This window comes from Legionella micdadei (assembly GCF_000953635.1).
In the GTDB taxonomy this organism is placed as follows: domain Bacteria; phylum Pseudomonadota; class Gammaproteobacteria; order Legionellales; family Legionellaceae; genus Tatlockia; species Tatlockia micdadei.
Genome location: NZ_LN614830.1, coordinates 1,700,947 through 1,713,678, shown reverse-complemented (window position 1 = coordinate 1,713,678; position 12,732 = coordinate 1,700,947). Strand labels below are relative to the sequence as shown.

The following is a 12,732-nucleotide window of genomic DNA, read 5'->3' as shown; positions in this document are numbered from 1 at the left end:
CTCCACCAATGTTGCACCTATAATATTGCTTAAAAATTAGTTTAATTCTTTCGGGTTAAACAATTTAATTACCTTGCTTTCTTTAAATCAGAAAGAGATCTATTACCTGGTATTAGAGGATCTAATCGGGTTGAAGGCTCAGTTTTGACTCGGCGAGCATTCATTGCGCCACCCGCCTCCTCTCCCACTGTAGGGATAAGCTTAATTTGCAAGTTGAAATTCGCTAATTGTTCAGATGATAATCCATTCAGTTTGTGTTTAAATTCAGATACCAAATGCCGAATCAATTTTTCATGTTTCATACTACTCATCCCCAGCTAAAGATTACCAACTTCAATTAAGTTTAGTTCAATCTAAGCGAACCTGCCAAAGAGTAAGTTGGGCACAACTTATGCCGTTCCTTTTACTGCAAATTCGCATTCTTATCAAATGAACGAAATTGTATTTCTTGTTCGCGATTCATTTTCGCTAGTCTAGGGAAAAAGGGCTTAAGCTTTTTAAAAAAATCGTAAGTCATTAGTAATGCGCCTAAGGCAAAAATAACATCACCAGGCAAGCGTAACCATTGCCATAGCAATGTTGTATTATAAAATTCAAGACTTCTCGCATGCGCTAAACCATGCTCATAAACATCCATTAACTGTGCCCAGCCAACGGGGAAGAAATTTAAAACAATCCATAATAAAAGGCCAATGTTATAGAGCCAAAATGCCCAGATACCTAATCGTTCATCCCAAGGCAGACGCTCACCGGCAGCATAACGTAAACAAAAATAAATTAACCCAAGACCAAGTAATCCGAATGCACCAAATAATGCTGTATGTGCATGATTCAAAGTTAAAAATGTTCCATGCTCATAATAATTTACCAGTGGCGCATTAAGTGTACCCCCACCAAACACACCAGCTCCCACAAAATTCCAAAAAGCCGCTCCAAAAAGATATAAACAAGCCAAATTATAAGTAAAAGAACCTTGCCGCTTAATCAGTTGGTGATGTTCAATAGCATCAATAATAAGAAGTACTAAAGGCAATACCTCAATGAAAGAAAACATCGATCCGAGTGGCACCCAAATATCTGGTGTCCCAGTCCAATACCAGTGATGTCCTGTACCAATAACACCGCCTAGAAAAATAAGAATTGTCTCAAAATACATAGTCCGTTCAGCGAGAAGTCGGGAAACTAAGCCTGTTCCCATCAGAAGATAAGCTGTAGCAGCAGCAGCAAAAAATTCAAACGATTGTTCAACCCAAAGATGTACCACCCACCAACGCCAAAAATCGGTGATCGTGAAGGATTTCTCTATTCCGGTCAGAGGAATCATGCCAAAGCAGTATAACACTGCAACGTTGATCGTACTTGCCCAAAGCATATGCTCTAATCTAATGCGACCTGTCCAAAATTCAGCGGTCGCAGTTTTTAGTTGCTCCCAGGTTGGCCACATTCCCCGGAAAACAATGAAACTCCAAAGGAATAAACCAAGGCAAAATCCGATTTGCCACAATCGGCCTAATTGTATGTACGATAACCCTTGATTACCAATCCAAAACCAAGATTGATTAACATAGCCCATAATCCCCAAGTAATTACCAACAATTGCCCCACCAACAATAAAGAGGGTGACCCAAAACAGCAGATCAACTAAAAACCCTTGCCCTTTTGCTTCTTGTTTACTGATGATAGGTGCAAGAAAAACAGCTGAACTTATCCAAGATAGCGCTATCCAGACAATAGGCGTTTGAATATGCACATCGCGTAAAAAGTTGAATGGCAAAAAACCATTAATGTTTATCCCATAAAATCCAGTACGCTCGGTATAATAGTGAGCCATAATTGCACCAACACCAATCTGTGCCAATAAAACTAAGGCTACAATCACAAAATATTGGCCAACTTTTCTCTGACTTGCTGTGAGTGGTTTAAATTCCAATAAAATAGGTGTTTTTGCTGCATTATCGGGGATAGCGAGGTATCGATGATAAATGTACAGGATAGCGCCGAAACCGAAGAATACGAAACAGAAAGAAACCCAAGTCCAATAAAAGGTGGATGAAGTCGGGTTATTTCCCACCGTAGGTTCGTATGGCCAATTATTGGTGTATGAACTGTTTTGATGTGGCCTGTGCGCAACTGTTGTCAGAGAAGAATAAATAAGAAAATCAGCTGTTTGCAAGGCACTTTGTGCATCCAAACTATAAGCTTTTGTCCAACCTGTTTCTAAATTATGATTGAGTAAACTTTGTGAAATCTCAGATTGCAATTTAAAAATGGCTGTTGCAACTGGATCAGGCAAAACAGTTGTTTGTTGACTTAAGTTGATTTGTTGTAACGCTTGCTGCATCGTTTTACGAGAAATATACTGCTCCTCTTCGGATAGATTTATGAATGATTGACCAAAACGTTGCTGCCCTATTTCTTCTTCAGTTAATTGACCTAATCTCACTAGATATTTAGCCGTATAGTCTTCCCCAAAATAAGATCCCATTCCATATAAACTGCCATAATCCATTAGATCTGCACGTTGGAAACCGGCTTTGCCTGCAATAATGTCATCTGATGTCATAACGACTTTTGCCGAAGAGGTGAGAAATTGTTGCGGGAGAGGTGGGGCAAGCTGATAAGTTTTGTAAGTACCCCAAATAAGCCCGGCAAAACAGGTAATTGCTGTTATAAGTAAAATCCATTTAAGGACATTCGAAACTTTATCCGCATCACTGACAACCCTATCTTGTGCTAAGTTCATTATGGACTTCCTTATCTCTAGCTTAGACTAATGAAATTGTGGGGCAAACCAATCTTAGGCAATGCGGATAGGATAGCACTTCTTGTTAAGTTATTGCACTGTAAAATTCCACTAATGAAAACATCAAGCAGAGATAGCAATTGCACTTTTAAGAAAAATTTATTCCCTCTCTAAAATCTCATTTAAATGACTTAATAACTGATCCTCAGAGACGTGGATTAAATCTTTTTCTATATTGTGTGTTATCCGGTTTGTGATCTGCTTGTCGAGATGCTTGAGTAAAAGACCATGGATATGCGGTGGGGCCACCAGAATTAATTTTTCATAAGCATGAATAGCATTATTGTTTTCAAGGACATCGGCAATTTCCTTGGAGAAATGTTCAATCTTTATTTCTTTGGGATCAGACTGTTGCGAGTATGTCCCATGAGCCTGGCCCATTACCTGGTAGCGTCCTGGTTTATCTGAGGTAATTTCAATGTCTCTTAATTTATTTTCTGGATGCTGTATTTCTTTAATTAAGTCAATTTTGTGTTTTGTATAGTCATAAATGCGGCAATGAGTTGAATCAAAAATCAACAACCATGTTGCGTGCTTATCTTTCATTTTAAACTCCATTTTTGGGACCACCTTTCCCAATTTCAGGGGGAAGAGGTGGTTCTTAACGTATAGAATTAGCTCTTATCATGAAGCTTTTTCAACCTTAACCTTGCGTGAAGCACTTTTACTGCCTGCTTTCTTGGGAATTTTTACCCATAGCATTCCTTTTTTGAATGAAGCAGTTGCCTTCTCTGCATCCACAGAGGGTGGTAAGTCTATACTTCGTTCATAACTTCCATACCTTATTTCACGGTTAATGAAGTTTTTATCTTTGTGCTGCTTGGAGCTTGATTTTTCACCTTTAACGGTAAGGCGATTTTCATTAACGCTCACATTGATGTCTTCTTCACCCATCCCAGGCATTTCGAATTCAAAAGTATAATGATCATTTGCTTCCACTAAGTCCATTGCGGGAAAAATGCTTAAGTTTTCCAATCGTTCAAAACTAAATTCAGGCGCTTCGAACATGTGGTAAAAATTTTTCATAGCCTCATCCACTGCTTTGTGCATTTGGAAAAAAGGACTCATTGTGCGCTCAATAGCTATTGGAGTTCCCTTATTGCTTCTTTCAAGACTACCCATGTTTTTCTCCTTAAATGGTTGTAACTCCTTTCGATTACTCTCTGGGTTTATAATGGATGGCTGCTCAATGAGAGTAAGCTCTAGTAATTTTAGCTTATGGCTGAAATTTATCAATATTGCATTGTTTTAGATCACATTGGAAGTCGCAAGTTTTTCCCAGGAATTGCTGGTTAATCCCTGCAGTTTCCACTGCAGGGAACATGGAGTTATTTTAAACTAAGCTAGATATAACAAAACAAAGTGAGGGCAAGCGTTTAATATCTCACATTAGCTTTTACTTGGAGTTGCTGGTTGTTGTGATGGTTGTTGCGGTTGCTGCTGTTGCTGTTGTGTCGCTTGTTGTTGAACCTGTTTAATCTGTTCCTGAAGATTTGACTGCACTTGCTTTATTTGATTTTGGAGTTGAGAGTTCATTTTTTGCATTTGGTCTTGTATCTGGGATTGCATTTGCTTAAGTTGGTTTTGAATTTGCGTGTTCAGCTTATCCATTTGCTTTTGCTCTTGCGATTGTATCTGGTTAAATTGGTTTTGGATCTGTGTATTTAACTGCATAATTTGCTCCGTAGGCGAACCTGACAATTGGCCGGGAGAACCATCAGATGCAAAAGTAGAAGCGCTTGCAATAGCCAAAGAAGAAAGTCCCAACATAAACAGCTTTTTCATAGCATAACTCCATAAAATGAATAAGTTAGTAACTATGTAATCCTAATTTTACGCTTAATGCAAGTATGAAATACTCCGCTTTATTAACATTGCCCACGTACTAATTCAAAAAAATTTACAAGAAAAGCATGATGAAATTGTATCTACAAAAGAGCTGAGTTGTGGGGTTCTAAAAAAACCAGCTTGATTTGTTGTATGCTCAATGAAAGGGTTAGCTCTCCCATCCCATGGAATAAATTTTTCCATGCTGTTAAAAAAAGATAACTTAGGACAATCAAGGATAATATTTCCTTCCTTTTGGCAAATATGAAGAAGATTGGCGCATTCATTTTTAATCGCATCGTATGCTTCTTGATCTACTATGGGATTATATTCATAAGCCAAAGTGATATGGAAACTTGTAGGAACATATTCCTCTAACTCAAATTCACGGGCTATGGCTTTAATTAACTCTTCTTGCTCTGCAGGTAACGAGACATATAACTGTAAAACCTCAGGGATACTAATATAGTCGATAGAAACCTTTGGAGTTAATAGCATTTCACTGAGGACAGCATGAATTTTTTGCAAAAAACTGCGCTTCCTTGTGATGATCGCTGGCCAATCATTTGGGTGCTGTTCTTTAGTATAAAGATTGCAAGTCGTCATATGATAGCTTTCATATGGCAGCGGCTTATAATATTTACATATCAATTCGGATTGACTGAGAAAGTGGTAAACACTTTGCCAAAATGAGATATGCTTGTCCCCGATTCCAGCAATGACTGTGACACCTGGAAATGCAGTATAGTTACCATCCCTATCAATCCGCTGCATATAATTCCCGAACATTCGACTAGCTATCCAAAATTAGTTTCCCAGTATAACAAAATTTTATCACTTAGAGCAATTTATAGGATTAGTTATGAATTAGAATGGCTAGGGTTTACCTATTTCCATTTGCTGGCATGCATCAACAACACCTCGAAGAGATTTCTGGATAGCAACAAGCGCTGCTAATTCTGGTATTTTTTTACTAAGAAATAAACTTGACTTAAACGTTTCTAAGTCGGTGACAGTCTCTTCGATTAGTTTCGTTGCACCAGTTAAATTACCGTGGCTAAGCGCCTCAATTATCCCATTAAGCTTTTTTTCTAGTAATTGATGCCTTATTACGCCCTGCCGATAAAAAGAAAAGTATTCACCACTTACTCTTGTCCGGTTCTCAACAATCAAATTTTGCATTTTAACCGACAATTCAAAACATATTTTCAAGCTATCAATGTTAGTCTCAAGTTGATGTAAAAAATTACTCCTTGTCTCAGCCTTAAAAGTTGAGGTATTGATCGCTACCTCTAATGTCCGTTTGTCGTATTCTTTCTTAAGTTGCTTTATTTCTTCATTGACCGCAGTTATTTTTAAAATTTGATTGTTATAATCAATTGCTTTACTTAACGCCACATCGAATGCATCTTGATTGTTTGTCAAAAAAAGTTCTTCAAGAGTAAATGTGTCAAATCGTTGGATATCAGCAAAGGCATCCTTTACTTTATCCAACCCCAAGGGAGATACAAATTCATGAAGACTATGCCCGCCAGAATTAAATAAAAGGGCAGCGATAAATACGGTTAAAAAAGTTTTCATTTTATCCGTTGAAGAATAGATACTCTCAACTTGTGAATTATTCGGCGGTGGAGTGCCCTTTATTTTAAGCAATGCTCGGAGTTGGCAAAGCAATGTACCTGAGATGGAGTTTGAAAATGGATGCACTAATCTTGAAAAATTATCTCTTACCCATGGGGCATCTGGTTTAAAAGTTGACTGATCAGATGGTTTTAAGAAATTTTGAGGTTTCTGCATCAATGCTGCATCATCCCTTGCTAGAGGCATATGGCTTTTTAGGAGTCCAAGCGCACTTGTAGATGTCTTTTTATCGGCAGCCCTAACTTTTTTCCCTCTTTCTTCCGGACGGTAAATACCCTCTCCATAGATATCTAATGGGAATAAATTTGGATTGCTATCAGCAATAATCATCGCCACAAAAGCAGAAGAGACTAAAGCAGCTAATTTTTTTCTTGATTCCTCAGAAAATTCAGTGAATATTTCGTTATCTCTTAATTTTTTTAAATAAAACCCATATTCCTTTTCTGTGTTATCGCCAAAACTTTGTTGCTTTATAGTTAAAACAATGGTGTATAGATCACTATAATAATCAGGAGCCGTTTCCTTCACCAACTGCAAATGCTTTTCTAGCTCAATGAGAGTTAATTTATCCAGTTGACTTGCAAGTGTTTCATAAGCAAGATGTGTTTCAAAATATCGGCGTGAGCTGTCATTATCAATAACATCTGGCTCGAAGGATACTTCATATAAATTTAGAATTGGATCTTTTAGATAATTAGCAATTTCCAATCGATTTTCATCATCTATAGCGCCACATAAGTAGAGTTTTTTTAACTTATCTATTTGCAATTTTATGCTTTCTATTGATTCTTTATTTAAATTTTTTTCTTTTGAATCTTTTGCAATTTTCAACTGTTCAGCTAAAATTTTTGATTTATTGTCTATAAGAATTAAGAGAGCTTGCGCCACAGAAATTTTCATATAAAGCGGTTTTAAATTTCGGCAAATATTTCACAATATTATGAATGAATATAATTAACAGAATATTAAGAACGACAATAACACCAGCATAAACCGAAGAACAATAACTTTGGATGTAAAAAATAGTTATGATTTTATGTCCTAAATGAGTGGAGACCCTTGGTAAGGGAACAGGACAGAATAAAAACCAGGATCAATTTAAGATTTTACAATTTGTCCAGTGAAACGACTTCGCAAATAAAAACCGCGGGGTAAGGTTAAGATCTTTGATCCTTGACTATCAAAACCATAACAAAGTGATTTGGCATTAGCGGCCTTAGGCCTTACCTGTAAATACTGTCCAATACCTGCATGAATCTCATCCAAACGTCCCATCCCAATCATGGACACGAGTTCGTGCCAATCCTCTGACAAGATTGTTTGTTCATCTTGATTTGGAGACCATAGGAAACCTCGACCTATACGACGATGTTCAAAAGGGATTCTTCTATCTCCCTCGATAGGCAGCCATAAAACGCGTTTTAATTTGGCATAGCATTGCGAAGTCGGCCAGTCTTGTTGATGAATAGTAAGCAAGGGGATACTCGTCACAAAGGTAGATTCGGCTGGTTTTCCTTTGTCATTCAAAGGCAAAGTTTTAAGCTCAATACCCAGTTCCGTAAAATCAGGTATGGATTTTGTTCCAGCAGTGGTGCCCAAGGCAAGTTCAATGGCAGTACCAGCCCAACCTTTGCGGCGATGTTTTTCAGCTGGAATGGCAATTTGTAAGAAATCTGCCAATTGAGCAAAGCTTAGCCCCTCAATTAAACGGCATTGCTCCAAAAGCTCTTCTTCATTGTTCAACTTTCTTCTTAATAAGCACTGGTGATTCATCTTCGCCTTCTTTTAATTCTATACTGATGGGCGGTATAGGCGGTTTAACTCCCGCGGCCTTGAATCTTGCCATAATATCAAATAAAAGTTTGGAGCGAATTTCAAAGCGAGTATGAATTTGCACATTGATAAAATAACGCACCTCGAATTCAATTAAAGCATCATCAATTTGCTTTAAGAATACCTGCGCAGGCGGGTCAAGGACAATTTCAGGAATACTAGCCAATGCATCAAAAATGATCTGCTGAATCATTTCCGGATCATCGGCCCTGCTTACCTTGATTGGAACAACGGTGCGAACTATGCTGTCTTGATGCGTCCAATTGGTGAAGGGTTTATTAAAGGTTTCCGCATTAGGTATAAGCACTTCCATGTTATCCCATGATGAAACGCGCATTGAGCGAATGCCAATATGAGCCACTCGTCCTTCGTAACTACCTATAGTAATTAAATCCCCCTCGCGCACGGGTCTCTCAATAAGCAGCATAATGCCACCAACAATATTGGAAGCAAAATCACGCAGCCCGAATCCCATTCCTACTGCAAGTCCACCAATAACCATAGACATTCCGCTAAAATCGAGGCCTAAAACGCGTAACGTAATTAAGCTTCCAATTAAAATAACGGCGTATTGGGTAAACACCGATAAGCTATTACGAATACCAGCATCTCTTGCATCTCGATAAAGCCATCGATAGCAAAACTCACGAGTCCACTTCGCTGCCCAAACAAAAATCGAAAGTAAAATAATAAATTCAAGGGCGCTAAGCGGGGTAATATGAATACCCGATAGATTGACAAGAGGGTATTCACTATACTCTCGCAAAGTCAAAATGACTGCAGAATCTGAATACCAGCCACACAACTGGAATAAGACATAGAGGCTCGCGATAAACAACAACACACGGAATATTTTATCCAGCGGCTTCAATACAACCTCTATCCATAACCAACCATTGCTCAGCGTAGAAATCATCCATTCCGATAGGAGCTCTAACGCGTCAAACAGCATACCGCGGATTAAAACATAGCCAGTTATCAGTAGAAGGATTTGCATTTGATAGCGGCTCATTGTCCAGGCAAGGTTGATGTATCCAACAAGCCCTATCATTGCAGTAGTAAAGAGCGTGAGTGGAATTAGAACTACAAGTAACATAGCGGCATTGCGAAAATACCGTTTCTTAGATTTCATTAACGGGTGGAGAATATGGGTAATGACCTCTTTCGAACGCCATCCCACTACTGAAACTGCAACTAAAAACAACATAAACAAACGGCTGAAGATATCTTGTAGGATTGATGACAAAGGCAGCTCATTTGAAATAACCATCAGAGCTGTTGCCCAACCCCCAGTGAGAAGGAGCCATTTAAGCCGGTAGAAGAGACTCACATCTTTCCCTGATGCATCGCTTACGCGTTCTAACAAAGCTAAGCTGGCAATTAATATGAGGGTACGAAACGTAAGCCACACTCCAATTAAATTAAGCAATAATTGATAGTTAGCAAATAGGACATGGTTAAGGTAGAGAAGAAGTATAATACTTGTAGCAAAAGTCAAATGGGGTAAATTACGACTCAAAAGTGTTAAAGTACCAGTATATAAATGTCCCGATAAGCGTGAACGTTCTTTATCTCGCGTTAAGTGTTTCAGTATTCGATGAAGGCCGAGGGAAACAAGAATGACAGAAAAAAGCGCTACCCATAATAATGTAGCTGGAAGTACATCTTGCCATAAATAATTATCCTTAACTTTAAGGACTAATGATTTGATGTAGTGATAAAATTGACTTGGAATTTTTGAAATTTGCTCGATGATCGTTGGCCAACTGTCGATTCGATATTCAGATAAACTTTGTCGAACTGATAATTGCTTTTTCAGCTCTTGTTCATGGTTTTCAAGATCTTCCTGAAGCGTTTGTTGTTGAATAACAATCCCTTCAATTTTCGACTTAATTATACGCATTAAAGCAGAAAATTGCTGTTTCAGATTAGCATCAGTAAATTGTAGTTGCTCATTAGTGAGCATACTCACCATTTTTTTTAATGATTCTTCCATTTCAACCAATTGGGTAATGGCATTTTTATAAGTTTCTGTGACCGCTTGTAATGTTCTGATATCAGGACTTTTTTCTAACTTATAATCCGCTTTTACTAATTTTTTCTGTAAATCAATTTCAGCAATTTTGTATTGAGTTAAATTAATAACTTGATTGTTTAATAATAACCTTGCTTCTAAAGTATAATTGGGTACCGAATAGGTACTTGATTTGGCTTGTTGCTGTAACTTGATACTATTCTCATAAAGCTTTTCTAATGATTCGCGAAGCCTATCTTCTTGAGCGCGCAATTTTTCCAATTGCTGATGCATCTGATTTTTGGATTTCCATAATTCCAATTGTTGCGATTGCACAGTCAAAGCATCCTGATAGCGATTTGCTAAAGCTAAATCTTCAGTGATTAATTCAATCCCCTTTTTATTGATATCAAGCAGGGTATTTAAATTTGATATTCGTTGCTGTGCGTTTATCTGATCGCTATCTGATAAGGGGGTTTGTTGCAACCGTTTTAGCCGCAAAGTGAAATCTTGTTGTAATTTTTTCTGATTGACAAGAAAGCTCTCTAGACTTGTTATTTTTGCACGATTTAATGCTAGCATGGCTTTGTTTTCTTGCATGCTCTTATCGTATTCTGCTTGATTTGCTGGAGGAGCAACTAGCTTAGTTTCATTGAGGCCTTGCGTTAAGTTGTTTTTTTCCTGAACAAGGTATTCAATTAATTTATTAGCACTTCCATCTGATTTTGCATAAAGCGGGGTTAAGCTTGGCCAAAATAAAGCCAGCCCAACCATCAAATAAAACCACAACCGATGCCAGCTATTCACACTGGCATTAGATCGTTTCGAGCTATTTTGTTTGCGAAGAGGGTGCAAGGCGAATTCCTAACTCATTAAGTTGCGGATTACCAACTGCTGACGGCGCATCGGTCAGCAGACAAGATGCCGACTGGGTTTTTGGAAAGGCAATGACATCACGAATTGAATTTGAATTGGTTAATAGCATGGCCAACCGGTCAATCCCTAATGCAATACCACCGTGTGGGGGACAGCCATATTGTAAGGCATCGAGTAGAAAGCCAAATTTCTCATTGGCCTCTTCTTCTCCGATTCCAAGTAAATCAAACACTGCTTGCTGCATCGCAGTTTGATGGATCCGAATTGAACCCCCACCAATTTCATATCCGTTGATTACAATATCATATGCCTTAGCAAGGGTTTGTGTCGGATTTTGTTTGAGGGAATCAATGGACAATTCCTGAGGCGAAGTAAAAGGATGATGCATTGCAACCAATTGATTCGCTTTTATGTCCATTTCGAACATAGGCCAATCAACAATCCACAGCAAACGCCAGCCTGGCTCAACAAGATTGCGATCATGGCCTAATTTTATCCGCAATGCGCCCATGGATTCGTTAACGATTTGGTGATGACCCGCCCCGAAGAAAATGACATCACCTGTTTTTGCTTCAACTCGATCGAGGATGGCGTTAACACAATCTTCGGAAAGGAATTTAATAATAGGTGATTGAAGGCCTTCAATTCCCTTACTTCGATCATTTACTTTAATATAAGCCAAACCTTTCGCCCCATAAATGCCAACAAACAAGCCGTAATCATCTAGCTCTTTGCGACTAAGAGCACAACCATTTGGCAATTTTAGTGCAACTACCCTACCTTCTTTATTTTCAGCGGCTGAGGCAAAGACATTAAAGTCGCAATTTTTTACTAAATCAGCAATGTCCACCAATTCCAACGGAATGCGAAGATCAGGTTTATCACTTCCAAATCTCCGTATTGCCTCACTATAAGTCATTCTAGGTAAAGGATTAGTTATCTCAACATCCAAAATACCCTTAAATACCTTTTGCAGCATACCCTCAATCAATTGCTGAATCACATTTTCATCAATAAAGGACATCTCTAAGTCGAGCTGAGTAAATTCAGGCTGTCTGTCAGCGCGTAAATCTTCATCACGAAAACAACGCACAATTTGGTAATACTTATCAAAACCAGACATCATAAGCAGCTGTTTAAATAATTGCGGGGATTGTGGCAGCGCATAAAATTGGCCTGGATGGACTCGTGAAGGAACCAGGTAATCCCTTGCTCCTTCGGGCGTTGCCTTAGTCAGCATCGGGGTTTCAATATCAAGAAAACCTTGCGCGTTTAAATATTCTCGTATTATGCGGTTCATATTGTGGCGAAGAATTAAATTATTTTGCATTTCGCTTCGTCTTAAATCAATGTAACGGTAGCGATAGCGATGATCTTCACTCACCGCTTGATGCTCATCAGGCAAAAATGGGGGCGTTTGTGCCTGGTTTAATATTTCCAGCTCCACTCCCAGGATTTCAATGCGGCCAGTTTCCATTTTTTCATTGATCATCCCTGCTGGTCTTGGACGAACAGTCCCATGAACACGCACAACATACTCGTGACGCAATTTTTCTGCAATGGTAAAAACACTGGCAAGTTCAGGTTCATAAACAACTTGAACTAAGCCAGATCGATCGCGTATGTCTAAAAAAATCACACCGCCATGGTCACGACGATTATGTACCCAACCGCATACACTCACTGACTTGCCTGTCATCGTTTCATTAACATTTGCACAATAATGTGATCTCATACG

Annotated in this window: 10 protein-coding genes; all 10 read right to left on the bottom strand. The window is 38.6% G+C overall.

Translation table 11 applies throughout. The annotated features are described in order from the left end of the window. Positions 1–68: 68 nt before the first annotated feature. Positions 69–302, bottom strand: a complete 234-nt coding sequence (locus LMI_RS07535; RefSeq protein ID WP_045099244.1) for a hypothetical protein — start codon at positions 300–302, stop codon at positions 69–71. A 101-nt stretch (positions 303–403) separates the two neighbouring features. After that, the gene (locus LMI_RS07530; protein ID WP_045099243.1) at positions 404–2,743 is read right to left on the bottom strand and encodes a nitric-oxide reductase large subunit; all 2,340 of its coding nucleotides are present in this window, start codon (positions 2,741–2,743) and stop codon (positions 404–406) included. Positions 2,744–2,902: 159 nt separating this feature from the next. Further along, positions 2,903–3,349 carry a host attachment protein gene (locus tag LMI_RS07525; RefSeq protein WP_045099242.1) on the bottom strand — a complete coding sequence of 149 codons (447 nt, stop codon included), beginning with the start codon at positions 3,347–3,349 and terminating at the stop codon, positions 2,903–2,905. Between the two features lie 78 nt (positions 3,350–3,427). Next, a complete protein-coding gene (locus LMI_RS07520) occupies positions 3,428–3,925 on the bottom strand; it encodes an Hsp20/alpha crystallin family protein (protein WP_045099241.1) in 498 nt (165 codons plus the stop codon). Between the two features lie 267 nt (positions 3,926–4,192). Further along, positions 4,193–4,588, bottom strand: a complete 396-nt coding sequence (locus tag LMI_RS07515) for a hypothetical protein (RefSeq protein WP_052679488.1) — start codon at positions 4,586–4,588, stop codon at positions 4,193–4,195. 105 nt (positions 4,589–4,693) lie between these two features. Then, positions 4,694–5,419: a DUF1868 domain-containing protein gene (locus tag LMI_RS07510; protein WP_052679487.1), complete on the bottom strand. Its 726-nt coding sequence runs from the start codon at positions 5,417–5,419 to the stop codon at positions 4,694–4,696. An 87-nt stretch (positions 5,420–5,506) separates the two neighbouring features. Continuing rightward, positions 5,507–7,171: a hypothetical protein gene (locus LMI_RS07505; RefSeq protein WP_058393256.1), complete on the bottom strand. Its 1,665-nt coding sequence runs from the start codon at positions 7,169–7,171 to the stop codon at positions 5,507–5,509. 198 nt (positions 7,172–7,369) lie between these two features. Further along, positions 7,370–8,044, bottom strand: coding sequence for a DNA mismatch repair endonuclease MutH (mutH, locus tag LMI_RS07500; RefSeq protein ID WP_045099240.1), 675 nt, complete (start codon positions 8,042–8,044; stop codon positions 7,370–7,372). Continuing rightward, the gene (locus LMI_RS07495) at positions 8,004–10,973 is read right to left on the bottom strand and encodes a mechanosensitive ion channel domain-containing protein (RefSeq protein ID WP_231852109.1); all 2,970 of its coding nucleotides are present in this window, start codon (positions 10,971–10,973) and stop codon (positions 8,004–8,006) included. The genes mutH and LMI_RS07495 overlap by 41 nt, the downstream gene beginning before the upstream one ends. After that, entirely contained in the window at positions 10,948–12,729 is a 1,782-nt protein-coding gene (gene aspS / locus LMI_RS07490; RefSeq protein WP_045099239.1) for an aspartate--tRNA ligase, read from the bottom strand. Before aspS ends, LMI_RS07495 begins: the two co-directional genes overlap by 26 nt. Positions 12,730–12,732: the final 3 nt, after the last annotated feature.

Excerpts from the sequence above, each read along its gene's own strand:
- LMI_RS07520 (WP_045099241.1), bottom strand. The coding sequence starts at position 3,925 with ATGGGTAGTCTTGAAAGAAGCAATAAGGGAACTCCAATAGCTATTGAG.
- LMI_RS07525 (WP_045099242.1), bottom strand. The coding sequence starts at position 3,349 with ATGAAAGATAAGCACGCAACATGGTTGTTGATTTTTGATTCAACTCAT.
- aspS (WP_045099239.1), bottom strand. The coding sequence starts at position 12,729 with ATGAGATCACATTATTGTGCAAATGTTAATGAAACGATGACAGGCAAG.
- LMI_RS07510 (WP_052679487.1), bottom strand. The coding sequence starts at position 5,419 with ATGTTCGGGAATTATATGCAGCGGATTGATAGGGATGGTAACTATACT.
- LMI_RS07535 (WP_045099244.1), bottom strand. The coding sequence starts at position 302 with ATGAAACATGAAAAATTGATTCGGCATTTGGTATCTGAATTTAAACAC.
- LMI_RS07505 (WP_058393256.1), bottom strand. The coding sequence starts at position 7,171 with ATGAAAATTTCTGTGGCGCAAGCTCTCTTAATTCTTATAGACAATAAA.
- LMI_RS07530 (WP_045099243.1), bottom strand. The coding sequence starts at position 2,743 with ATGAACTTAGCACAAGATAGGGTTGTCAGTGATGCGGATAAAGTTTCG.
- mutH (WP_045099240.1), bottom strand. The coding sequence starts at position 8,044 with ATGAATCACCAGTGCTTATTAAGAAGAAAGTTGAACAATGAAGAAGAG.
- LMI_RS07515 (WP_052679488.1), bottom strand. The coding sequence starts at position 4,588 with ATGAAAAAGCTGTTTATGTTGGGACTTTCTTCTTTGGCTATTGCAAGC.